Here is a 23,889-nt window from a genome sequence, read left to right as displayed (position 1 = left end):
CCCGGGGACAGGCCGCCCGACGTTCGGCGACGGCGCGTCGATCATACGTGCGGGGCGGGACCGCATCCCCGGTGCACCCATGAGGGTGCTCACCCGAATGGCGTAACGGAGGGAAGGGGCCGATACAGGCATTGCGCGGGGCCACCGCCCACCCCCGCTGCTCCGGGCCGCCCGGTGCCCGAGCCGGGAGGTTGCAGCGTCCAACCGGGTGAGGCGCGATGGAAGCCGGACGCGCCTTTTCTGCTGGACCCACCCACAGGGCGTGCCCGGGCGAGGAGGAATCGGCCATGGGAGCCGCTGACGGTTTCACGGATTCCGGAGAACTCGACGGTCTGACCGTCTACGACAGTGACGGCGAAAAGGTCGGCAGTGTAGGACGGGTGTACGTCGACGACGACACCGGCAAGCCCGACTGGATCACGGTCAAGACCGGCATGTTCGGCATGAAGGAGAGCTTCGTACCGCTCGCCGGGGCCCGCCGCGTGGGCTCCGACCTGCACGTCTCGCACACGAAGGACCGCGTCAAGGAAGCCCCCCGGGTGGACGCCGACGCGCATCTCTCCGTGGCCGAGGAGGAAGAGCTCTACCGGCACTACGGCATGACCAGGAAGACCACTGGCACCGCCGGCGGCGACGCGCGCACCACGTCCGGCACCGGAACGGCAGCCATGGGAGCCGCCGGAGCCGCGGGAGCGGCAGGAGCCGCGGGAACAGCCCGTACCGGGAAGGCGACGACGGCCGGCACCACGGGCGCGGCGGCCACCTCGGGCGCCGGCATGGGCAGGCACCGTGACACGGAGACGTCCTCCACGTCGCGCCCGCTCGCCGGAGCCGGAGCCCAGCGGTCCGCCCCCGGCGCCGGGGGCCGGGAGGAGATGGTCCGTTCCGAGGAACAGCTCCTCGTCGGTACGGAGGAGTACGAGAGCGGAAAGGCGCACCTGCACAAGTACGTCGTGACCGAGAACGTCACGCGGACCGTACCCGTGTCCCACGAGGAAGTACGCGTGGTGCGCGAACCCATGCGGCCGGGCGAGAAGTCGACCGGAACGACGAGCATCGGCGAAGAGGACGTCGAAGTCACCCTGCACGCCGAACGTGCCACCGTCCGCAAGGAGGCCGTCCCGGTGGAACGCGTCCGCCTCGAAACCAACAAGGTCACCGAGCAGAAGGAAGTCTCCGCCGAACTCCGCAAGGAGAAGATCGACTACGCGGACGGCAAGGACATGGGCAGCGGCAAGGACACGGGCGGCGAGTTCGGCCAGGGACGGCGCCGCTGACCCCCTCACTCAGCGGCGACAGGCCGCGCGACAAGCAGCGAGGGGCGGGACCCGGACGACGCGGGCCCGCCCCTTCGCCGTGGGTCAGCCGGAAGCCGGGCCGCCCGCGGCACCCCCCGGCAGGAAGCGCACCGAAGGTCTGCCGTCGGGCCCTTCGGGCGTCACCACCGCCCGTACCCGGTAGACGTCGGCGATGAGATCTGCGGTGATCACCTCCGCGGGCGTTCCGCCGGCCACCACCCGTCCTTCCTTCAGCACGGTGACGCGGTCGCAGAACATCGCGGCCAGGTTGAGGTCGTGCAGCGCCACCACAGCGGTGACGGGCAGCGCGGAGACGAGGGACAGCAACTCCAGCTGGTGCTGGATGTCCAGATGGTTCGTCGGCTCGTCCAGGAGGAGTTCACGAGGCTGCTGCGCGAGTGCACGGGCGATCTGGACGCGCTGGCGCTCACCGCCGGACAGGGTGTGCCAGGACTGCTCGGTGCGGTCGGCGAGGCCGGTGCGCTCCAGCGCCTCGACCACGGCGTCCTCGTCCTCGCCGCCGGGTGCCGCCCAGGCACGGCGGTGCGGGATACGCCCGAGGCGCACGACGTCCAGGACGCTCAACTCGACCTGGGTGGTGGCGTGCTGGTCGACCACGGCGACGCGTCGGGCGACGGTGCGGCGGCCGGTCTCCGCGAGGGTCCGGCCGTCGAGGGTCACCGTGCCCGCGCCCGGGCCGAGGATTCCGGCCATGATGCGCAGGAGCGTGGACTTGCCGGACCCGTTCGGCCCCAGGAGTCCGAGCGTGGCTCCGGGCGGCGGGGCGATGTCCACACCGTCGAGGACGATCCGCCCGCCCGCCTCCCGCGTCACGCGCTCGGCCCGCAGGCCTTCGACGGCGGTGGTCATGTGGCCCTCCGGGTGCGGTACAGGACCAGCACGAAGGCGGGCACACCGATGAGGGCGGTGACCACCCCGACCGGTACCTCCTGCGGGTCGAGGACGGTGCGGGCCAGCGTGTCGACCCAGACCAGGAACACCGCTCCGGCGAGCGCGGTGACCGGCAGCAGACGCCGGTGCCCCGAGCCGGTCAGGGCGCGGGCCGCGTGCGGCAGTACGAGGCCGACGAAGCCGATGGCGCCCGCCGAGCTGACGAGCGCCGCGGTCAGCAGCGCCGTGGTGCAGAGCAGCACGATCCGGGTGCGGGCGACATGGACGCCGAGGGTGGCCGCCGCGTCCTGGCCGAACGCGAAGGCGTCGAGCGTACGGGCGTGGCCGAGGCAGATCAGCAGCGTCCCGGCGAGCACCGCCGCGCACATCCACACATCGGTCCAGCCGACCCCGCTCAGGGAGCCGAGCAGCCAGAACAGCACCCCGCGTGTCTGCTCGGCGTCGGCGGCCGTCATCACGACGAAGGAGGTGAGCGCGGAGAAGAGCTGCATCGCCGCCACACCGGAGAGGACAACCCGGTCGGTCGTCCCGCCGAGCGTGTGGCTGAGCAGCAGGACGAGGGCGAACGAGCAGATGGCCCCGATGAAGGCACCGGCCGAGATCGACACCGCTCCCCCGCCCGCCCCGAGGATGACGACCACGACCGCGCCGGTGGACGCCCCGGAGGAGACACCGAGCACGAACGGGTCGGCGAGAGGGTTGCGCAGCAGTGACTGCATCACGGTGCCGCACACCGCGAGTCCGGCCCCGCACACCGCGGCGAGCAGGGTGCGGGGCATGCGCAGGTTCCAGATGATGCCGTCCCGGATCGGGGTGAGCCGCGAGTCCCCGAGGCCGAAATGGGCCGCCACCGCGGACCAGACGTCCGGGACGGAGATCCGGGCGGGTCCGATGGTGACGGCGACCGCGACGGACAGGACCAGCAGCGCCGTCCCGCAGCTCCACAGGAGGCCGTCGCGCAGGACACGGACACCGGCCGGGCGGGCCGTCGGTGTCTTCTGCGCGTGTACACCAACGGCCTGTCGGGTGTCGGTCATCCCGCGAGCCCGAAGCCGCGCAGCCCTGCGGCAACGAGCTCCACGCCTTCGACGGTGCGGATGGAGGGGTTCATGGCCTGGCCGCTGAGGAGGACGTAGCGTTTGTGCCGTACGGCGTCCATGTTCCTCGTGGCGGGGTTGGTCTCCAGGAACCGGATCTTCTTCTCGGCGCTCTCGGCGGTCTGCGACCTGCGGGTCAGGTCACCGATGACCAGTACATCGGGGTTGCGGTCGGCGACGGTCTCCCAGTTGATCTGGGGCCACTCCTCCTGGGTGTCGTCGAAGACGTTCTTCGCGCCGAGCTCCTCGGTGATGATTCCGGGCGCCCCGCAGCACCCCGCGAGGTAGGGCGCCTCGGCGTTGGCGAACCAGTAGAGCAGGGTGGCGTCGGATGCCTCGATGCCTTCGGTCGCCGTGCTGATGCGTGCCCGGAGGCGGGCGACGAGCTCGTCACCGCGTTCCGGGACACCGAACACCTTAGCCAGGTCGTGCACTTCGGCGTAGACGCTCTCCATGGTCAGCGGCTTCGTACGGGAACCGTCCCCGCCTGTGCTGTTGTCCTTGGCCGTGCAGTCGGCCGGCGAGACGTAGGTGGGGACGCCGAGGTCCTCGAACTGTTCGCGGGGGGCGACACCGCCCTTGCCGAGGGTCGATTCGAACGAGGCGCTGATGAAGTCGGGTTCCTTGTCGAGGACCTTCTCCGAGGAGGGCCGGTTCTCGGCGATGCGGGGAACGCTCGCACTGGCCTTCTCCAGGCCCTTCATCACCGGGTCGGTCCAGGTGGAGGTGCCCGCCAGCCGGTCGGCGAGGCCGAGCGAGAGCAGGATCTCCGTCGATCCCTGGTCCAGGGACACCGCGTGGTGCGGGGCGGCCCCGACGGTGACGGTGCGTCCGCAGTTCTTCAGCGTCACGGGGTAACCGGCGGCGCCGGCGCCCTGCGCGGGTTTCCCGGACGAGCCGCCACCGCAGGCGGACAGCAGGACAAGTCCGGCCGTGAGCAGGGCGGTTCGGCGTACGGTACTGGCTATGGGCGGCACTGGGTCCCTCTGCGTCCTGGGGCTCATGCGCGGAGCCCGGTACGAAGCACCGCTCCCGGTACGGGAAACGGGTGCCAGCAGGTTTTCGGACTCGGGTTCGTCCGGACGGGACGCCTTCCCGGACCCCGAGGGTGTCCAGTGGCCGTGGCCCCGCCCGTCCCCCTCACCGCTGCGCGTCAGCTCCGGTTTCGCACCGGATTCCCTGACTCCACGTGGAGTGTGACTGGCTTCTGCAAGCTATCACGCAGCCGGACGGCGGCCCCGGGGGCCGCGGCCGGCACGGCGGGTGGGGTGTCCTCCGCGCCGGCCCTGTCCCCGGCCGGGAACCGCGCTCCGGGTCAGTACGTGCGACGAACCGATTCTCCGGCTCTCACCGGCGTCCGCGCAGGCGGGCGAGGAGGGATGTCGTTCCCCAGTACGCGAGCAGTACGGCCCGCAGGCCGAGGATCTCGGCGGCCTCGCGCACACGCCGGGCCCCAGCCGTGCCGGGTCGTGTCCGGACGGCCCGTCGGTCGCTCACGGCGCGGTGGGCGGTGACGGCTCGGCGGACGCCGGATGCCAGGGGCCCTTCGGGTCGTCGTACGCGTCGGCGTAGTCCGGTCCTGCGATCGGCCAGTCGGCGAGCAGCTCTTCCGGCAGCGCGAAGGACTCGACCAGTTCGGGTGCGTGCGCGGCGACGGCTGCGATCAGTTCCTCGGTGGCTCCGGGCAGTTCGTCGACCTGTTGCGCGGTCAGGTGACCTGCCGCCAGCAGGTCCCCGCTGTTGCGTGCCACCCACCGGACGGCGAAAAGCCGCTCCAGTTCGGCCAGCCGCTCCCGGGCGGCGCCCTCGGGGAGCGTGGCCAGCGCTTCGGCGAAGCCCTCGGCCGCCTGTCGGTACGCGTGGGCCTCGACCCCGCGCAGTGCGGCTCCGGAGGCCGCGTTCCACCGTGCGAGGGGGTCGCTTTGTGCTGCCCCGAGCGCGCTTTTCCTGGCCCGGGTGAACCAGATGTCCTCCACCGCGTCCAGGAGCCTGCCGAGGAACCGGGGGTCGGCCAGTTCACCGGGGGTCCGCTCGGCCGGGGTGTCGCCGGTCCCGTCCGCCGCGTCCTGCGAGGGGTTCCCGGAGGAGGATTCGGCGGCGAAGAGCATGTCGGCCGCCGCCTTGGCGTGGACGGCGAGGTTGTCGCCCTCCGCCGTGATGGCACCTTCGATTCCGGTGACCAGCTCCGTCATGCCGTTGTTCTCCAACAGCGCCTGTGCCCCGCAGCGTTCACGGCATTCGACGATGACCGAGCGGGCCTGCCAGGTGATCCATCCCTTGGCGACGGCCACCAGCCGCTCCGCCTCCACCCTGTCCGCGTCGGTGCGGCGCTCCCACCGGTCGAGTGCCCTGCGGTGCAGCAGACTCATGGCGAAGACGGTGGCCATCGCCGAGGCGAGCGGCCCGTGGTGGGTCCGGTGGGCGTTCACCGGAATCTGCCCGGCGCCCCGGGCGCCGGAGACCATGCGATGGCTGCCGTAGCGGACGGCTACCGCAAGCGTGGCGCGGGCGGAGCCGGCCGCGCAGGCGCTCATGGAGATCCGCCCCGGGGTCACACGGCCGATGGATGTCAGGAAGCGGCGCCGCCGGTCGGCGGGGGTGCTGATGAACTCGCCGTCCCCGCCGAGTCCCCTCCCTTCCCCCAACAGGGAGTCCCGCCCGACGAACAGCCGGTCGAACGAGGTCAGGCAGTGGTCCACGGGGCTGCCCATCCGCGCCGGCAACCGCCGGACCCGTACGCCTGGAAGAGCCTGTACGTCGTCGGTGAGCGGGACCAGGAAGAGGTGGACACCGTGGTCCGTACCGTCGGCGAGGAGGCGCGCGGCGACGAGCCCGGTCTTCGGTCCGCCCGCCGGGCTGGTGTTGGGCATGAACTTCTGCGCCCCCGCGTTCGGGGTGTGCAGGACGAACCCGTCCCGCTCACGGTCGTACGTCGCGGTGGTCTCCAGGGAGGCCGCGTCGTTGCCGTGCGCCACCTCCGTACAGAGGAACGTGCCGATGCGCCGCATCCCCAGGAAGTCGGACAGATCGCGGTCCGTGCCTGCGTCGTGGTCGAGGAGACTGCCGAGGAAGAGGCTGTAGTGGATGCCCGCCACGGTGGTGAGCGCGGGATCCACCGGGCCCAGCCATTCGTGCAGGGCGGCCAGCGCGCGCGGGTCGGCTGCGAGGCGGGCTCCGCTGTCGAGGGAGCGGTTGAGGATCCGCAGCCGGTCGTAGGCGAGGGCAAGCCGCTCTTCGGGCGTACCGCCCACGGGGCGGCGGAACGGTTCTGTAATGATCAGCCGCCGCCAGAAGCCGTGCTCCCGGCGGAAGTCCGCGCCGAGGAGGACGCCGGTCAGCAGGTCGGCCGTGGACGGTTGGACGGTGTCGGTAAGGGTCACGGTCATGAAGGACTAAACGACCGGGGCGGGCGGGAGGACACCGGCGTCGTCAGGCCTTGGGGACAGGTGCCCCGGTCAGGCCCGCCGCCAGCTCCTCCTCGTCGGGAGGAAGGGCACCGGCCCGTGCGACGGTCACGGCGGCCGATGCCGCCCCGTGGCGCAGCACGTCGCCCAGGGTCCTGGTGTCCAGTGAACGCAGCCGTGCGCGGCCGCCCTCTCCGAGCAGTCCGTGCGCAGCCAGGCTGTGCAGCGTGCCGGACATGAACGCGTCGCCCGCTCCCACGGTGTCGGCGACCCGGACGGGCACCGCGTCGACCTTCACCGTCGCACCGGGGAGGACCGCCAGCGCCCCTTCGGCTCCCCGCGTGACGAGGACGACCGCCGGACCGGAGCGCAGCCACCGCTCGGCGGTCCTCTCCGGTGTCTCACCCGGATACAGCCACGCCAGGTCCTCGTCGCTCGCCTTGACCACGTCGCTGAGGGCGACACAGCGTTCGACCCTGCGTACGGCCTCGGCGTGGTCTCCCATCAGCTCGGGGCGCACATTCGGGTCGTAGCTGACGGTCGCGTTCGCCCGGAGTGCTTCGACGGTGGCCAGGACAGTACCGGCCCCCGGCTCGACGACGGCGGCGATCGACCCGGTGTGCACATGCTGCGGCGGCCGCTCCGGCGTCACCGGGGCCAGTGACCAGGTGATCTCGAAGGTGTACGAGGCCCGCCCCGCGTCGTCCAGGGTGACGGCGGCGGACGGCGTGGGCGCGCCGCACCCGTCGGTGCGCACACGGACCCCTGCCGATGCCAGATGGTTCCGGATGAGCCGTCCGTTCGCGTCCTGGCCGAGCTGGGTGAGGAGCGTCGTGCTCCGGCCCAGCCGGGCCAGACCGTACGCGACGTTCGCGGGGCTGCCGCCCGGGTGGACGCGGTCTGCCGCGCCCGGCTCCCGCACGATGTCGGCGACGCATTCGCCGATGACCAGCAGAGCGAGTCTGTCGAGCATGAGGAGGGTCTCCAGGAGTGACGCCGGGCGGGGGTGTCCGGCACGCGGTGGCCGGTGGACACGCTGCCGACGATTCTGCCTCGTGCGCGGGGGTGCCGGGAGATCTCGCGCCCGGTACGGACACCGGAGGGCGTCCCTCACGCGCGGCGGGGACGTCAGCCGATGCCGTCTCCCGTGGCGGGTCCCGGCCGGCCGACGAGCTGTGCGGCAGGGCCGGCGGCCCGACGGGCCCACAGCAGGGCGCCTGCCAGCAGCACCGTGGCACAGAGCAGCCAGGGCAGGGGGCCCGCGGGCAGCACACCCGTGACCAGCCCTCCGGCCGCCCCGACGAGCTGCAGACTGAGTGACTGCACGGAAAGTGCCGTCGCACGGCCCGAGGTGTCGACGCGGCGGTGCAGGAGGTCGTTCTCACTGGGACCGGCGGCCCCGAGCCCCAGGTACACCAGGGCGTATCCGGCGACGGCCAGGGTCAGGGCTGCCGCTCCGGTGGAGGACACGGTCGCCGCGAGCACCAGGAGACCGGTGGCACTCGCCGCGAGACTCGCCAGGACCGCACGTTCGCTCCCGCCCGCGAACCGGGCGACGAGCGGGGCGATCTGACTGCCGAGTGCGGAACAGACGAACCCGGCGGCTGCCAGACCCGCGAAGAGCACCGCCCCGGACTCGGAGGCTCCCGTGACGGCTGCGGCGCGGCCGGGCGTGAGCAGTTCGAGTGCGGCAAGCGCGGTGCCGGCGGCGCCCGCGGTCATCAGGATGCGGCGGATCAGCGTGTCCCGGGCGCCGAGCCTCAGACCCGCGCCGATGGCCTCCGGGACACCGCGCAGCACACCGCGCAGGGTGGCGCGGGGGCGAGGAGGTTCGGGCAGTGCGGTGAGGGCGTAGAGGACGAAGACCGCCTCGACGGCCACGCCCAGGAGGACGGGGACCGAGAGCGGCAGTACGAGGTCGGAGGTGTGGGCGCGCAGCCGGGCGCCGAAGTCAGGGCCGAGGCCGAGCAGCCAGGGCAGTGCGCCGCCGAGCATCACGCCGAGTGCCAGGGCGGCCGAGGACGCGGCGCCGCCGCGCGCCAGTCCCGTGCGCAGGTCGGCGTCGGGCCCGGAGCGGGCGTGCACGGTGTCGACGTACCAGGCTTCGGCCGGTCCGCTGGACAGGGCGCGGCCCGCGCCCATCAGCGCCATGCCGAGGGCGAGGACCCAGCCGGCCGTTCCGAGTCCTATGAGGGTGAGGGCGCACACGTTGAGGACTCCGGCGCCGGCCAGGACGGTGCGGCGGCCGATGACGTCGGAGAGGCCGCCGGTGGGGAGTTCGAGGGCGGCGGCGGTGAGGGAGTGTGCGGCGAAGGCCCCGGCCACGGCGGCGAGGGCCAGGCCTCGTTCGGTGAAGAGCAGGACCATGGGAGCGGCGGTCAGACCGGCCGGCAGCCAGAACAGGAACGACACCGTGACGAAGCGGCGCCGCGCGGTGCGTTCGTCCGGCCCGGTGTACTCGGTGTGCGCGGTGGCGGGCGCGGGCCGGGTCACGAGGTGCCCCGGGAACGGGGGCCGGCCTCGGACGTGACGTCGGGGCGAGTGCCGCCGACGCGTGTGTCGCGGCCGGAGCGCGGCTCCTCGGTGAGGGGATCCGCGGACTCGGGTGCCGTGGGTTCGCTCGCCGCCAGCGCGAGTCCGGCCGTGACCAGCACGACCCGCTCGGCCCTCGGATCGTGCTCGTCCCGGGCGGTCAGCTCCGTCACCTTGGCTTCGAACGCGTCCCACAGCTCTCTCAGGGATTCCGGTGTCAGTCGGGGCATCAGGTCGCTGACACCGGAGGGCTCGTGCCACTCCTCCCCCAGCCTGCCCTCCTCGATGTCCGCCTCGTGCTGGACCACCGAGTGCTGCAGGTGCTCGATCGAGCGACGCCAGAACGTGCCCAGCACCGCCCGGCCCCCTGACGTGGCCAGCATTCCCTCGTTGCTCCACGAGGTGACGGCGTGCACCGCCTGCCACCGTCGCTCGCGGCCGTCCCGGTGCTCCGCCTCCGCGACGAACGCGTACTTGGCCAGCACGCGCAGGTGGTAACTGGTCGAGGCCGACGACTCACCCGTCCTGACCGCCAGCTCGCTCGCGGTGGCCGGACCGTGCTGCCGCAGCAGGCCGAGCAGCCGGAGACGCAGCGGGTGGGTGAGTGCCTTCAGCGCCGCCGAGTCCTGTGCGGGGTCGAGTTTTCGGGGTGAGCCGTCGCTGTCCATGACGGCAGGCTAGACGAGATCCACACTTTCCCAAAGTATTTTTGCAGAATGTTTTTGGGAAACCTGTCAGCCGTTCCGCGTCCCCTCCAGAGCGTCCGCCACCAGCGCGAGGAAGCGGGCATGGGCCTGGGGACTGCACACGGGCTCCGGGTTCCACGGGACGATCCACGCCGCCTCCGTGGCCGCCCGCCAGTCCGGCGCACCGATCTCGCCGAGCGGGGTCGCGTTCGACCGGACGTCCGCGAGGACGACGTCCGGCCGGAACTCCGCCGCCCGGCCCCAGGGCGTGGTGGACCAGTTGACTCCCCCGCCCTCGGCCGGTGACACGAGGTCGACCCCCAGCTCGGCCAGCACCCGCAGTTCGGGCCACATCGGCGGGCGGGCGACGTGGGCCTCCTCCTGGCCGGCCGGGGACAGCGCCACCACCCTCGGGCCGCCGGGAACGGCTCCGGCCACGGCGCGCAGCCGCTCCCTGGCGGCTGCCAGGTCCTCGGCGACACCTGGGACCGGTTCACCGCCGAGCGAGCGGGCCAGCTCGGCGAACCGCTCCGCTATGCGGTCCAGCGTGCGCGCCTGACCCACGTCGATCACGGCGACCGGCACCCGCTCCTCCAGCTGCTTGGCGGCGTCCGGGTCCAGCCCGTAGACCTGTCCGTGGCCGTAGCTGACGGCGACGACCAGGTCCGGCCGACCGCGTAACAGGGTCTCCACGTCCAGGCCCGCGCCCGCTCCCCGGTAGTCGACGGTGTCCAGCGGGAGCGTGCCGGTCTTCGCCCGGTCGGGCGCCGCACCGTCATGGCCGGAACCGAAGATCCCCTCCGGGCGCACTCCGTTGTCCCACAGCGTCGCTCCGGCCTGGATGTAGGCGAGCACGCGCGAAGGGCGCCGCTCCGCCGCCAGCTGCTGCCCTCGGTCGTCCGCGAACCTCCACGCACTCTGCTCCGTCACGTCTCTCACTCCTCCGTACCGGCCGGCTCGGCCCTCGCCCGGGCTCGCACCTGACTACCTGCCCAGCCGGTCGTCGCCACACCCCTCGGTGGAACGTCCCAGATAGGCGAGCGGCCCCGGATCGGGGACCTCGATCTCATGGAATCCGAGGCGGTCGTAGAAGGCCCTGGCCGGGGTGTTCGCCACCAGCATCGACAGATGGACGGCCGGGACCCCCTTGGAGTGGAGCGCGTCCAGGAAGGTGCCCATCAGCTCCCTCCCGTAGCCCTTGCGCTGCCAGGGCGGCAGCAGGTCGATGTGCAGATGCGCCGGATGCCCGTCCAGCTCGGGAAGGATCATGCGTTCGGGGCGGTGGAGAAGCGCGGTCATCTCCTCGACGAAGGTGCTCGGCGTCCCGGGCCGGGGGAAGCGTTCCGTCACCAGGGGGAGCCAGACCTTGCGGAAGGCGTCCACGAACTGCCGGGTGTCGGCGGTCCCCAGGATGTAGCCGACCGCCTGCCCGGACCCGTCGTCCAGGACGAACGTCAGCTCGGGTTCGAGGTATGCGTAGGGTGCCGCGAACAGCGTCGGCATGAGCTCCGGATCGGGGTACAGGTGCCGGGAGTCACCGCCGTTGTCCGCTGTGCGGATGCAGATCTCCGCAAGGGCCTCACGGTCGCCGGGTCGAAAGAGACGTACGTGCGCTGCCTGGGTCATCGCCCCATCCTGCCCATTTGGGAGCGCTCCCACAAGGGCTTTGCCCTCAGCTGCCGCCGCCCTTCACGCGTCCGAGTTCGACGTTGAACTGAGCACCGGACAGGAGTGCCAGATTGGTGAACCAGATCCAGATCAGGAAGACGACCAGACCGGCCAGCGAACCGTACAGCCGGCTGTAGCTGCCGATGTGGGTGGCGTACATAGCGAATCCCGCCGAGGCGAACAGCCACAGGAACGCGGCGAGCACTCCACCCGGCAGCCCGCGCCGCACGCCCCGGGCGGTACGCGGACCGGTGCTGAAGAGGACCAGGATCAGACAGGCGACCAGGCAGAGCAGCACGGGCCACTTGAGGACCGCCCAGACGGTCTCACCGGCGTGGGTCAGGCCCGTCCGTTCCCCGAACCAGCGGGCCAGCGGACCGGTGAGGACCAGCGCGAACGCACTGGCCATGAGCAGGACGAGCAGTCCGATCGCGGAGGCCACGATGATGTGCGCCTGGCGCAGGGCGGGCCTGGTGTCCTTCACGTCGTGCATGGCGTGCAGCGCTCTGCGGAAGACCGCCAGGTAGCTGGATGCCGACCACACGGCGCTGACGCTCCCGGTGGCCACGAGGAGCCAGACGGCGGTGCGCTCGTGGGTGGCCGCCTCCAGGGGCTGGCGCAGCGCCGCTCCGGACTCGGCGGGTGCGAAGGCCGTGATGTCGATGATCAGGGCGTTGGTGGCGCCGGGGCTCGCGAGACCGATGACGGACACGGTGACCAGGAGCGCCGGGAGCAGGGCGAGGATGGCGTAGTACGTGAGGGCCGCTGCCCAGTCGGAGAGGTCGTCGTTCCAGAGCGAGACGGGAGTACGGCGCAGGGCGGTGCGCCAGCTCGGTGCGGCCCGCCCGGTCGGGGGCGCGGTGCTGTCCGCGGCGGGGGCGTCGGTCCTGCTGGGCACGCTGGTACTCCGGGGGACGAAGGAAGGATCGGCGGGCCGGACGGCGTCGGAGGACGGTCCGGCTGCCACCTTTCTCTCATGCCTCCGTCCCGCAGGTGTATTCCTGCGTGCTCAGTCGTTGACAGCTGTCAGCAGTACCACGGCGTCCTCGAGCGCCAGCAGCCCGTGCCGTTCCTGGGGAATCGGGTGCAGCCCGCCCGTGGTCAGCTCCACGTCCCCGGAGGCGGCGGTGAGCCGGACCCGGCCGCGCAGTACCTGGAGCGAGGCGGCGGGGGGTGCGTTGTGCTCGTCGAGGGCGGATCCCGAGGTGAGTGCGATCACCGTCTGCCGCAGCGGTTCCTGCCGCAGCAGCAGGTGCGCGCTGCGCCCGTGCGCGCTGGCGCGGGCCGCGGTCAGGTGCTCGTCGGCGAGAGCGTTGAGATCATCCATACGACCACTGTGCCGCAGCCTCCGCTCCCCCGCTATCCACCCCGGGCCGGGCCGCCACCGGTGGGTACGGTGACGGCCCGGCCGGTGGCGGTGTCAGCTCCGCAGCCAGGCCGCCGCATCACTGGGCAGCAGGCCGGAGCCGTCCAGCGGAGCACTGGTCAGCAGCACCTCGGCGTGGTCGGGGAGCGGCACCGGAGCTCCGGAGAGGTTGACGGCGCAGATCAGGCCGTGGGCCCGGGTGAAGGCGAGCACCCCGGGTTCCGAGGGCAGCCAGTTCAGCCGGCCGTCCGCCGTTTCCGCGGCGGCTGCGGCGAATCCGGGTTCGCTGCGGCGCAGGCTCAGGGCTTCGCGGTACAGGCTGAGCATCGAGCCGGGATCGCTGCCCTGGCGATCGGCGGCGTAGGACGGCCAGGAGGCCGGCTGCGGCAGCCAGGGTTCGTCCGCGGACCCGAATCCGGCGTGCGGTTCCTGTTCGGCCCACGGCAGCGGCACCCGGCAGCCGTCGCGGCCGGGGTCGATCCCACCGGAGCGCAGGTGCATGGGGTCCTGGATCCGCGCCCGCGGGATGTCGGCTTCCGGGAGGCCGAGCTCCTCGCCCTGGTACAGGTAGACGGCGCCGGGCAGTGCGAGCGAGAGCAGGGCGGCGGCCCGGGCCCTGCGGGTGCCGAGTTCCAGATCCGTGGGGGTGCCGAAGACCTTCGCGGCGAAGTCGAAGCCGGTGTCCTCGCGTCCGTACCGGGTCACGGTGCGTGTCACGTCGTGGTTGCACAGCACCCAGGTCGCGGGGGCGCCGACCGGCGCGTGCTCGGCCAGGGTGTCGTCGATCGCAGTACGCAGCAGCCCGGCGTCCCAGGGGCAGGCCAGGAAGTTGAAGTTGAAAGCGGTGTGCAGTTCGTCGGGGCGCAGGTAGCGGGCGAAACGCTCGGAGTCGGGAAGCCATACCTCGCCGACGAAGATGCCCTCGTACTCGTCGGCGATCGCACGCCAGGCGCGGTAGATGCCGTGGAGTTCGTCGCGGTCGATGTACGGGTGGGGGTCGACGCCCTTGGTGAAGTCCGGCAGGGCCGGGTCCTTGGCGAGCAGGGCCGCCGAGTCGATGCGTACGCCCGCCACTCCCCGTTCGAACCAGAAGCGCAGCACGTCCTCGTGCTCCTGGCGGACGGCCGGGTGTGCCCAGTTGAGGTCGGGTTGCTCGGGAGCGAACAGGTGGAGGTACCACTGGCCGTCGTCGAGCCTGGTCCAGGGGGTGCCGCCGAATTCGGACACCCAGTCGTTGGGCGGGATCTCACCGTTCTCGCCGCGTCCCGGCATGAAGTGGAAGAGATCGCGCTCGGGACTGCCGGGGGCCGCCGCGAGAGCCGCCCGGAACCAGCTGTGCCGGTCGGAGACGTGGTTGGGAACGATGTCGATGATGGTGCGTATGCCCAGTGCACGGGCCTCGGCGATCAGCTTCTCGGCTTCGGCGAGATGACCGAAGGCGGGGTCGATGACGCGGTAGTCGGCGACGTCGTAGCCGCCGTCGGCCAGGGGCGAGAGGTACCAGGGGGTGAACCAGAGCGCGTCCACACCGAGCTCCACGAGGTAGGGCAGCCGGGCCCGTACTCCCGCGAGATCGCCGGTGCCGTCTCCGTCGCCGTCGGCGAAGCTGCGTACGTAGATCTGGTAGATGGCGGCGTCGCGCCACCAGGTTGCGGTGGCCTCGGTCGGACGGATGGCTGCCACGTGGCGTTCCTTTCGGGCAGGTGGTACTCCGCCGCCGGCCCCGGACACGGGGCACGTGGTGGGATGGCCGGCGGCGGAGTGCTGGTGGGGGGCGGCAGGGGTGCTGCTGGGCCCTTCCGTCCGGATCAGGCGGGTCATGATCCGGACGGAAGCCCTATCCCTTGAGGCCGCCCGCTGTGAGACCGCTCATGATGTTGCGCTGGAAGAGAAGGAAGATCAGCAGCGTCGGGACGGACGCGATGGTGAGCGCGGCGATGAGGACGTTCTCGGGGACGCCGCTGGCCAGGGAGTAGATGCCCACGTTGAGCGTCTGCTTGCTCGGGTCGGGCAGGGTGAGCATCGGCCAGAGGAAGTCCTTCCAGACTCCGACGACGGCGAAGATGGAGACGACGCCGAGGATCGGCCGGGAGATCGGCAGCACCACGGAGCGCAGGGTGCGCAGGGGTGAGGCTCCGTCGATGGCGGCGGCGTCCAGCAGTTCACGTGGGATCGAGTCGAAGAACCGCTTCAGCAGGAAGATGTTGAAGGCGTTCGTGACCGACGGCAGCCAGATCGCCCAGGGCGAGTTGAGCAGGTTGCGCTCAAAGATCGGCACGTCGAGCACGGTCAGGTACTGCGGGACGACGAGGACGGTCGCCGGGATCATCAGGGTGGCGAGCATCATGCCGAGGATGACCTTGCCGAAGACGGGCCGCAGCTTGGAGAGCGAGTAGGCGGCGGCCACGTCGAAGATCAGCTGGAAGGCCAGCGCGCCGAACGCGTAGTACAGGGTGTTGAAGAGCAGCCGGGACAGGTCCATCACGTTCCACGCCTGGGAGTAGTTCTCCGTGTGGACCGAGGTGGGGAAGGCCGTGGGCGGGCTCTGCACGACCTCCTGCGTGGTCTTGAGTCCCCCGGTGACCATCCAGTACAGGGGCCCGAGGAATGCGATGGTGAAGGCGGCGATCACCACGGCGAAGATGACCCAGTAGAGGACCTTGCCGCGGGGGCGGCCCAGTTGGGCGGGCGAGATCAGGGTCCGCTGGCGGCCGAGGTCCGACTCGCGGGGTCCTCTGCGCCCGCCGGTACCTCGCCGGGAGACAAGCGTGTTCGATGCCATCCTCGTACTCCCGTCCTAGTCTTCGCTGGTGCGGCTGAGCCGTACGTACACCGCGGAGAAGCCCGCGAGTACGACGAGCAGGACGAGTCCGAGAGCCGCCGCGCTGCCGTAGTTGTTGAAATTGAAGGCGTACTGGTAGATGAGGTAGACGACCGTCGTGGTGGAGCCCTCGGGGCCCGCTCCGTTGGTGAGCAGGAAGGGCTCGGTGAACACCTGCATCGTCGCGATGATCTGCATGAGCAGCAGCAGCGACAGGATGAGCCGGGTCTGCGGAATGGTGACGTGCCAGATCTTGCGCAGCAGTCCGGCACCGTCGAGTTCCGCCGCCTCGTACAGCTCGCCGGGGATGCCCTGGAGCGCGGCGAGGTAGATGAGGGTGGCTCCGCCCATGTTCATCCAGGTCGCCGCGATGACGACGGAGAGCATGGAGGTGTCGGGGTCCTGGAGCCATTGCTGGGCGGGGAGATGGAGGAATTCCAGGATGCGGTTGAAGAGTCCGTAGCCGGGGTCGTAGAAGTACTTGAAGAGCAGTACGGAGGCGACCGGCGGCAGCATGACCGGCAGGTAGACCAGCAGCCGCAGGTATCCCTGCGCGTGCCGGAACTCGTTGAGCACCACGGCGATGACGAACGGGACCGCGAAGCCCAGCACGAGGGCCAGGACGGTGAAGAGCAGGGTGTTGCGCCAGGCCTGCCAGAAGGCCGGGTCGTTGAAGACGTAGCTCAGGTTGGACCAGCCGGCCCAGGTCGTGCGTCCGTCCTCGGTCTTCTGGAAGGCCAGGAAGAACTCCCGGACCATCGGGTACCAGGAGAAGAACGAGAAGCAGAGGACCGCGCCGATCAGGAAACCGTGCGCGGATATGTTGCGGCGCAGGGCGCGCACGAACTCCTCGCGGGGGGAGTCCGGCCGGGCGGGGCGGTGATGTCCGGGCGGTGGCGGGCTCGCCTTGCTCGTGGACAGGGTGGGGGCCGACATGGTGTCTCCTCGGTGCCGGTGCAGTCGTTCGCAGTCGGACGGTCGGGATTGCGGGGCCGGGTCCGCGTGACCCGGCCCCGCGCGTCCGTTACTGGTTCGCCAGAACCTGATTGACCTGCTGCTCAGCGGTGGAGAGCAGCTTGTCGATGTCTGCGTCCTTGTTGGTCAGGACTCCGGACATCGCGACGTCGAGGATCTTGTAGATCTCCTGGGCCTTCGGCGGCTCGGCCTTGCCCTGGACGGGGTTGTCCATGAAGGCCTTGAAGTTCTCGATGGGCATCGTCGCGTTCGCTGTGCGACTGGCGTCGTCCTTGGCCTTGCTCTCACCGGTGAAGAAGTTCGGCTGCGGCAGCCCGACGGGCAGCTGGTCGGCCTTGGTGCGGGCCCAGTCGAACTGTCCCTTGCCGGGCGAGAGGTTCTTGAAGTTCAGCCAGGCGACTGCCGCCTTGATCTTGTCGGGCGAACTGCCCTTCTTGATCATGTAGTTGTTGCCGCCGAAGAGGGTTCCCTGCGCGCCGGGGATCGGACCGATCCCGAAGTTCTCGTACTCGGCTCCGAGTTGCTGGACCATGTACGCGATGTCGTCGGGCGCGGCCAGGAACATGCCGAGCTTGTCGGTGGATATCTGCTTCTGCAGATCGCCCCACTTCAACAGCTGGGTCTGGCCCATGCTGTTGTCCTTCCAGCGCATGTCGTGCAGCTGCTGGAGGACCTGCTTGCCCTTCTCGTCGTTGAAGGCCGCCTTCTTGCCACTGGCGTCGACCACGTCACCGCCGAGGCCGTACTGCGTCGCGGCGAAGTGCCACCCACCGTTGTTGCCCGCGCTGTACTCGCCGAAGCCGGCGATGCCCTTGCCGAGCGCCGCGATCTTCTTGCTCGCCGCGCGGACCTCTTCCCAGGTCGAGGGCGGGGTGTTCGGGTCCAGGCCGGCCTGCGTGAACAGCTTCCGGTTGACGATCAGGCCCATGGTGTAGTTGCTGGTCGGCAGGGCGTAGAGCTTGCCGTCCTTGCGGGCCACGTCGAGCACCTGGGGCTGGATGTCCTTGAGCGCGGGGACGGACTTGTCGGTGACGTACGCCGAGATGTCCTCCGCCCCGTCGTTGTCCAGCACCTGCTGCAGGTCGGTGAAGTAGGCGTAGAACACGTCCGGCTGCGACTTGCCCTTGAGCATCGCCGTGAAGCGCGGCGGCTCCAGACACTGTCCGGGCGTGGACTTTCCGTTGATCTTGACGTTCGGGTAGATCTTGCCGAACGCCTTGATGTCCTCTTTCCACTCGCGCAGCTCCGCGGCCTTCGCGGCCGGCGGCATGCAGTCGATCGACAGCGTCACCTTGGCCTTCGGGTCCAGCGGTGCTGACGGATCGGACGAGCCGCTGCCGGAACCGCTCTTGTCCTCGTCGCTGTTGCTGCTGCTCGTGCCACAGGAGGCAAGGGCAGTCAGCGCGAGCGCGGTGACGAGCGCGGCGGCGGAGGTTCGACGTGTGCGAGAACGGCGGAACCCAGCACTTCTCATCGGTGGTCCCCTTCGGGCATGAGCATGGAAGGCCCTCGGCGAACTCTCTGCCGGGGCGCGGCTTACTCAACCACCGCCGACATGTGAACGCAATATCTCGCGCAGTTTTCGTAAATGTTTGACAGCCTTCCGCATCCGCAGCGTGCCGCACCCGGTGACGCACCCACCGCCCCGGACGGCGATCCGCCCCGCGGGGCCGTCAGGTGCGCGCCTGCGCGGTCGAGCCGCGGACCACCAGCTCGGGCTCGAAGAGGAGCTCGCCCGGCGGCACGGTGCCGCCCTGGATCAGCGCGGAGAGCAGTTCGACGGCCGCCCGCCCCATCGCCTCGATGGGCTGACGGACCGTGGTCAGCGGCGGCTCGGTGCAGTTCATGAAGGCCGAGTCGTCGAAGCCGACGACCGAGACGTCCGAAGGGACGGCGAGGCCCCGCCGGCGGGCGGCACGAACGGCACCGAGCGCCAGCGGGTCGCTGGCGCAGACGATCCCCGTGACCCCCCGCTCCAGCAGGCGCGAGGCCGCGGCCTGACCGCCCTCGAGCGAGAACATGGACCGCTCGACGCGCTCCTGCGGGAGCGCTCCCGCGACGGCGAGCGCGGCGGCGAGTTTGCGCCGCGAGGGGACGTGGTCGGAGGGGCCGAGAACCAGGCCGATGCGCTCGTGCCCCAGGGACACGAGGTGCCGCCACGCCTGCTCGATCGCGACGGCGTCGTCGCAGGACACGCAGGGGAAGTCGAGCCCCTCGATGGAGGCGTTGATCAGCACGACCGGGATGCGGCGCTCGGCGAGCCGCCGGTAGTGGTCGTGCGGTTCGTCGGCCTGCGCGAAGAGCCCTCCCGCGAAGACGACGCCGGACACCTGCTGCTGGAGCAGGAGTTCGACGTAGTCGGCCTCCGATACGCCCCCCTTGGTCTGGGTGCACAGCACGGGCGTGAGCCCCTGCTGCGCGAGGGAGCCGCCGATCACCTCGGCGAACGCCGGAAAGATCGGGTTCTGCAGCTCGGGCAGGACGAGGCCGACGAGCCTGGCCCGCTCGCCGCGCAGCTGGGTCGGCCGCTCGTACCCGAGCACGTCCAGGGCCGTCAGCACCGATTGGCGGGTCGTCCGCGAGACTCCGGGCTTGCCGTTGAGCACCCGGCTGACCGTGGCCTCGCTGACTCCTACCTTCTTCGCCACTTGGGCAAGTCGTCGCGTCATGACCGCAACGCTAGCGCAACTCTTGCAAGCCACCGACTTATGGCTGCAAAGAGTCTACGCAGGCGGGGTGCCTCGCGGAAGCCGCGAGGCACCCCCTCACACCTGCTCCTTTCCCGTGGAACCCTCTGGGTCCTCCGTGCCTCCAGGCTCCCTACGGGTTGATGTTGATCTTGAAGGTGGAGGTGGTGTTCCTGACGTCCAGGGCGTTGCCGCTCAGCTTCAGCCCGTTGAACGTGACCTCACCGACGGCCGGGCCCTGGCCCGACTCCGGCATCTCGTTGGCCCACAGACCGAAGCCGGACTTCGCGTCGAACGCGTCACCGCTCTTGCGTGCTCCGGTGATCGAGATGTCGGTGAGCACCGTGTCCTTGATCGGGAACTGGGGCTGTCCACCGACATAGTTCGTCTGGAACATGATCCCGCTGTACGTCGGATCGACGATGTCCACATGGGAGATCCGGATGCCCTGGAACACCTTGGAGGCCGAGAACAGCCAGATGCCCGGGAAGGTCTGCGACCCCCAGAAGTGCCCGCCGGACCGCACGATCGACACGTTCTCGATCGCCGTGGGACCGGTCCCGAAGCCGTTCATCGGATAGCCGAAGTCCAGCGAACTGACGGTGATTCCGGAGTAGACCAGGGTGTCGGCGATGTGGATGTTGCGGAAGGTGTTGTCGTACCCGCCGTACACGGCCACACCCGCGGCACGCCAGGTGAGGATGGACGTCAGGTTCTCGTACACGTTGTTCTTCATGTCCGCGCCGCCGCCGTCGATCGCCGAGAACAGCGCGAAGCTGTCGTCCCCGGTGGCACGCGCCTCGTTGTTGGTGACGTGGTTGTCGGTGGATCCGTTGGTCATGTTGATGCCGTCGGCGAACATGTTGCGGATCCGGGAGTTCTTGATGGTGACGCTGTCGGTGTTGGCGCCCCAGTAGAGGCACACCATGTGCTCGTTCCAGATGTTGTCGATCACGATGTCCGAGACGTTGGAGAAGTCGAACACCTTGCCCGGCCCGTCGATGCGGGAGGTGTAGTTGCCGAAGTACGCGAAGTTCGAGAACGACGAACCCTTCGCACTGGCCTCCGCACGGAACCCGATATCGGTGTTGTCCTGTGTGGACGGGGCGTGGAAGCGGGTGTACCAGGGTCCCGCGCCGACGACCTTCACGGCCTTGCCGTAGACCTGGAACTTGCTGGCGGTGGAGTAGTCACCGGCCGGCAGGTAGACGCCCACGAGGGTGCCCGTGGTGTCCATCCGGACCTTGTCCAGGGCGTTCTGCACGTCCTGGTGGGTGAAGCCGGCGGGCACGGTGTACGTGGCCGGGTTCGGGTTGGCCACCTGGGCGACCTGCTCCAGGCTGACGAAGTCGATCGCATAGGTGCTGGTGTTGGCCGTGTCCTTCTGCAGGCGGATCTTGCTGCCTGCCGGGACGGTCCTGCCCAGCATGAGGTTGGCCTCGTCGTAGATGTGCCGGGGTGCTCCCGATCCCGGGGAGTTGCCCGGACCGGTCTCGTTCCCGTACAGCCACGCGTACTTCGACGTGAGGTCGATGGCCTTCAGGAAGGTGCCGTCCACGTAGACGTTGAGTTTCGACTCGATGCCGCCGCCACCCGCGGAGTCCGGGATGGAGAAGCGGGTGACCAGGGTGTTCGTCGATGCCCGGGTGGTGAACTCGACGTAGTTGCCCGTGCTGTCGAGGGTGACCGCCTTGCGCCCGGACGCCTCGCCCGCGACGTCGCCGACGGTCCTGTTGGGACCGACCACCTTGGCGCCGCCGCCCGCGACGCCGTCCTCGGCCTCGTACATGTCGTACGGCATGTTGGCGCCGCGTCCGACGAACAGCGACTCGGTGCGGGTGTTGTTCTCGCGCTTGACCGGAAGCTCGTTGGCGTCGTCGGCGACCACCACCTTCACCGTGTACGAGCCGTTGGCGGCCGTCCAGGTGCCGAGGGAGACCGGCGCCGTCGTGGAGCCGGCCGCGATGGCGCCGTTGTGCGCGCCGGTCAGGGTCTTGACCGTGGCGCCCTTGGAGTCGACCAGATTCAGGGAGATGCCGTGGCTGCCGCTCGCGGAGGCCACGGTGCCCTGGTTCCTGAGGGCTACGGAGAAGGTCACGGTGTCGCCCTCGGAGGGGGCGGACGGGGCCGTGGTGACCGCGTTCGCGACGAGGTCGGAGCTGGAGACCGGCTTCACGACCAGCGGGGAACTGCTGGTGAAGCGGTTGTTGGTCTCGTTCTCCTCGATGATCTCGCCCGCCGGGTCGACGACCGCGCCCAGTGTGTAACTGCCCGCGTCGCGCGCTCCGATACCGGCGGTGACCTGTACCGACGCACCGGCGGCGAGAGCGCCCACCGATGCGGTGGCGACCTTGGAGCCGCCCAGCTCGAAGTCGAGCTTGCCCGCGGGAGCGGCGAGGGCGCCCGTGTTGCGTACGGTCGCCGACAGGGTGATCTGGTCGGACTCCACGGGAGCGGCCGGGGAGGCGCCGACTGCCGAGACCTGCAGGTCCGCGTTGGGGGCGGGAGCGCCCATCACCTGGAACTCGGCGACCTGGCCTGCCGGGGCCCCGGTGTTGGAGGTGAACTTCAGCTGGACGTCGGCGACCCTGGCGGTGACCGGGATCGTCACCGTGTTGCCGCTCGCCGGGTCGAACGCGTAGTTCCTGGCCGCGGCCAGGCTCGTGAAGGACGTGGCGTTCTGCTCCCGTCCGAGCACTTCGATGTTCTGGGTGCGTGCGCCCCAGCTGCTGTCGGGGTTGAGCTTGACGACGACACTCTCGGTGTCGGCGTTGGAACCGAGCTTCACCGTGAGGGTGTTGGGGTAGCTGCCGCCCGCGCCCTCCCAGTAGGTGGTGACGGAGTTGTCGTTGGCGTTCGCCGCGACGAACGTGTGGACCACCGACGACGCGGTGATCGGCTTGGAGACGGCGAGGTTGGACGCGGCGTTCGTGGAACCGTTGCGGGTCACGGAGTTGCTCGCGACGGAAATGTTGCCGGCCGCGTCCTTGGCGCGCACCACATAGGTGACCGTGGTGCCGGCCGACTGGGTGTCGGTGTACGTCGTGATGTCACCGGCCACGCTCCTGCGGAGCACGTTGTTGGCGTAGACGTCGTAGCCGGTCACGCCCTTGTTGTCCGAGGACGCCTGCCAGACCAGTCTGATCTGTCCCGCGGACGGCTCCGTGAAGGCCAGTTGCGCCGGTGCGGTGGGTGCCTGCGTGTCGCCGGAGTCGCCCTGGCGGGTGACGGTGTTGCTGTTGCCCGACTCGTTGCCCGCCGCGTCCCTGGCCCGGACGTGGTACGAGACGCTCTCGCCGGCCGGCCGCGTGTCGGTGAACGTGGTGACGTTGCCGGCCACGCTGGTCAGCAGTGTGTTGCCGGCGTAGATGTCGTAACCGGTGACACCCGTGTCGTCCGAGGACGCCTTCCAGGTCAGCCTGATCTGCCCGGTGGCCGGCTCGGTGAAGGCCAGGTCGGCCGGGGTCGTGGGCGCCTGGGTGTCCCCGGTCCCGGGGCCGTAGACCTCCAGTTCGGAGACCTGCCCGGCCGGCTGGACCGAGTTGGCGGTGACCAGCACCCGTACGTAGCGGGTGGTGGTGGCGTCGAAGGAGATCGTCGCCGCCTGTCCGCCCGCGGCGTTGAAGGTGTACGCCTTGGACGCGGTCAGGTCACTGAATTCCGAACCGTTGGCACTGCCCTGGATCTTCAGTGTCTGGGTCCGCTGCTCCCAGCCGTCGGGCAGCCGCAGCACGACCCGGTCGACGCGGACCGAGGAGCCGAGGTCCGCCTGGATCCACTGCGGAAGGGCGTTGTTCCTGCTCTCCCAGTAGCTGGCCCGGTTGCCGTCGTTGCCGTTGGCCGCCACGTACACCTCGGTGTGGCTGCTCGCCGTGAGGGTCCTGCCCGCGGCGAGGTCGGCCGACGACTCCTCGGCCTCGCGGACCTCCAGTTCGGCGAGCTGGGCGTTGCGTCCCGCCGTGTTGGCCGTGACGTTCACCCGTACGAAGCGGGTCTTCGTGGCCGGGAAGGGGATCGTCACCTTGTTGGACGTACCGGGGCTGAAGGTGTACGTCCCCGAGGTCTTCAGGGTGGAGAAGCTCGTACCGTCGGCGCTCCCCTGGATGGAGAGTGTCTGCTTTCTGCTCTCCCACCCTGCGGGGAGCTTCAGCGTCACCTCGTCGATCCGGGAGTCCGGGCCGAGGTCGGTCTGCACCCACTGCGGAAGTGAGCTGCCGGATCCCTCCCAGTACGTCGACTGGTTGCCGTCCGTCACGCTCCGGGCGGCGTGCCCGTCGCCCGTACTGCTCGCCGCTGCGGCCCTGCCCGCGGCGATGCTGGGGCCGTCGGCCGCCGAAGCGGCGAGCGACGGCCATCCGATCATCAGAAGACTGGTGGTGACCGCGGCGGAAACGGCCCGCCATCTCCAGCGTGTGGCTCTCATTGGTCCCCGATCTTCGGCCT

General features: G+C 70.3%; 18 protein-coding genes and 1 riboswitch. Of the genes, 1 reads left to right on the top strand and 17 read right to left on the bottom strand.

Features of this window, described 5'->3' with window-relative positions; all coding sequences use genetic code 11:
• The first annotated feature begins 287 nt into the window (after positions 1-287).
• The gene (locus ACFW9O_RS12810; protein ID WP_384608297.1) at positions 288-1,277 is read left to right on the top strand and encodes a PRC and DUF2382 domain-containing protein; all 990 of its coding nucleotides are present in this window, start codon (positions 288-290) and stop codon (positions 1,275-1,277) included.
• An 84-nt stretch (positions 1,278-1,361) separates the two neighbouring features.
• On the opposite strand, the gene ACFW9O_RS12805 is transcribed toward ACFW9O_RS12810, so the two are convergent.
• The 17 genes from ACFW9O_RS12805 to ACFW9O_RS12725 all read right to left on the bottom strand — a co-directional run bounded on the left by ACFW9O_RS12805 (position 1,362) and on the right by ACFW9O_RS12725 (position 23,869).
• The gene (locus ACFW9O_RS12805) at positions 1,362-2,168 is read right to left on the bottom strand and encodes an ABC transporter ATP-binding protein (protein ID WP_384608294.1); all 807 of its coding nucleotides are present in this window, start codon (positions 2,166-2,168) and stop codon (positions 1,362-1,364) included.
• Positions 2,165-3,247, bottom strand: a complete 1,083-nt coding sequence (locus ACFW9O_RS12800) for a FecCD family ABC transporter permease (protein ID WP_384608291.1) — start codon at positions 3,245-3,247, stop codon at positions 2,165-2,167. The genes ACFW9O_RS12805 and ACFW9O_RS12800 overlap by 4 nt, the downstream gene beginning before the upstream one ends.
• Positions 3,244-4,311, bottom strand: a complete 1,068-nt coding sequence (locus tag ACFW9O_RS12795) for an ABC transporter substrate-binding protein (protein ID WP_384608288.1) — start codon at positions 4,309-4,311, stop codon at positions 3,244-3,246. The genes ACFW9O_RS12800 and ACFW9O_RS12795 overlap by 4 nt, the downstream gene beginning before the upstream one ends.
• 31 nt (positions 4,312-4,342) lie before the next feature.
• A riboswitch (cobalamin riboswitch) is annotated at positions 4,343-4,527 on the bottom strand.
• 273 nt (positions 4,528-4,800) lie between these two features.
• Positions 4,801-6,693, bottom strand: a complete 1,893-nt coding sequence (locus ACFW9O_RS12790; RefSeq protein WP_384608285.1) for an acyl-CoA dehydrogenase — start codon at positions 6,691-6,693, stop codon at positions 4,801-4,803.
• A gap of 43 nt (positions 6,694-6,736) precedes the next feature.
• A complete protein-coding gene (locus ACFW9O_RS12785; protein ID WP_384608281.1) occupies positions 6,737-7,684 on the bottom strand; it encodes a carbohydrate kinase in 948 nt (315 codons plus the stop codon).
• Between the two features lie 155 nt (positions 7,685-7,839).
• The gene (locus ACFW9O_RS12780; RefSeq protein WP_384608279.1) at positions 7,840-9,204 is read right to left on the bottom strand and encodes an MFS transporter; all 1,365 of its coding nucleotides are present in this window, start codon (positions 9,202-9,204) and stop codon (positions 7,840-7,842) included.
• Positions 9,201-9,911 (bottom strand): helix-turn-helix domain-containing protein, encoded by a 711-nt coding sequence (locus ACFW9O_RS12775; RefSeq protein ID WP_384608276.1) that lies wholly within the window; start codon positions 9,909-9,911, stop codon positions 9,201-9,203. The genes ACFW9O_RS12780 and ACFW9O_RS12775 overlap by 4 nt, the downstream gene beginning before the upstream one ends.
• A 66-nt stretch (positions 9,912-9,977) precedes the next feature.
• Entirely contained in the window at positions 9,978-10,859 is an 882-nt protein-coding gene (locus ACFW9O_RS12770) for an ABC transporter substrate-binding protein (RefSeq protein WP_384608273.1), read from the bottom strand.
• A 54-nt stretch (positions 10,860-10,913) separates the two neighbouring features.
• On the bottom strand, positions 10,914-11,555 hold the full coding sequence (locus ACFW9O_RS12765) for a GNAT family N-acetyltransferase (protein WP_384608270.1): 642 nt from the start codon (positions 11,553-11,555) through the stop codon (positions 10,914-10,916).
• Between the two features lie 46 nt (positions 11,556-11,601).
• Positions 11,602-12,495, bottom strand: coding sequence for a YihY/virulence factor BrkB family protein (locus ACFW9O_RS12760; protein WP_384608268.1), 894 nt, complete (start codon positions 12,493-12,495; stop codon positions 11,602-11,604).
• A gap of 111 nt (positions 12,496-12,606) precedes the next feature.
• Positions 12,607-12,924, bottom strand: a complete 318-nt coding sequence (locus ACFW9O_RS12755) for a cupin (RefSeq protein WP_351176990.1) — start codon at positions 12,922-12,924, stop codon at positions 12,607-12,609.
• 93 nt (positions 12,925-13,017) lie between these two features.
• The gene (locus ACFW9O_RS12750; RefSeq protein ID WP_384608265.1) at positions 13,018-14,646 is read right to left on the bottom strand and encodes a glycoside hydrolase family 13 protein; all 1,629 of its coding nucleotides are present in this window, start codon (positions 14,644-14,646) and stop codon (positions 13,018-13,020) included.
• A gap of 154 nt (positions 14,647-14,800) precedes the next feature.
• Positions 14,801-15,745: a carbohydrate ABC transporter permease gene (locus tag ACFW9O_RS12745; RefSeq protein WP_384608262.1), complete on the bottom strand. Its 945-nt coding sequence runs from the start codon at positions 15,743-15,745 to the stop codon at positions 14,801-14,803.
• A gap of 15 nt (positions 15,746-15,760) precedes the next feature.
• A complete protein-coding gene (locus ACFW9O_RS12740; protein ID WP_384608259.1) occupies positions 15,761-16,720 on the bottom strand; it encodes a carbohydrate ABC transporter permease in 960 nt (319 codons plus the stop codon).
• 88 nt (positions 16,721-16,808) lie between these two features.
• A complete protein-coding gene (locus tag ACFW9O_RS12735; RefSeq protein WP_384608256.1) occupies positions 16,809-18,233 on the bottom strand; it encodes an extracellular solute-binding protein in 1,425 nt (474 codons plus the stop codon).
• A 199-nt stretch (positions 18,234-18,432) separates the two neighbouring features.
• Positions 18,433-19,428: a LacI family DNA-binding transcriptional regulator gene (locus ACFW9O_RS12730; protein WP_351178729.1), complete on the bottom strand. Its 996-nt coding sequence runs from the start codon at positions 19,426-19,428 to the stop codon at positions 18,433-18,435.
• 151 nt (positions 19,429-19,579) lie between these two features.
• On the bottom strand, positions 19,580-23,869 hold the full coding sequence (locus ACFW9O_RS12725; protein ID WP_384608252.1) for a discoidin domain-containing protein: 4,290 nt from the start codon (positions 23,867-23,869) through the stop codon (positions 19,580-19,582).
• Positions 23,870-23,889 lie beyond the last annotated feature (20 nt).

This window comes from Streptomyces sp. NPDC059499, assembly GCF_042749285.1.
In the GTDB taxonomy this organism is placed as follows: domain Bacteria; phylum Actinomycetota; class Actinomycetes; order Streptomycetales; family Streptomycetaceae; genus Streptomyces.
Note: the sequence above shows the minus strand (reverse complement) of the source record. Positions and strands in the feature narration are given on the sequence as shown.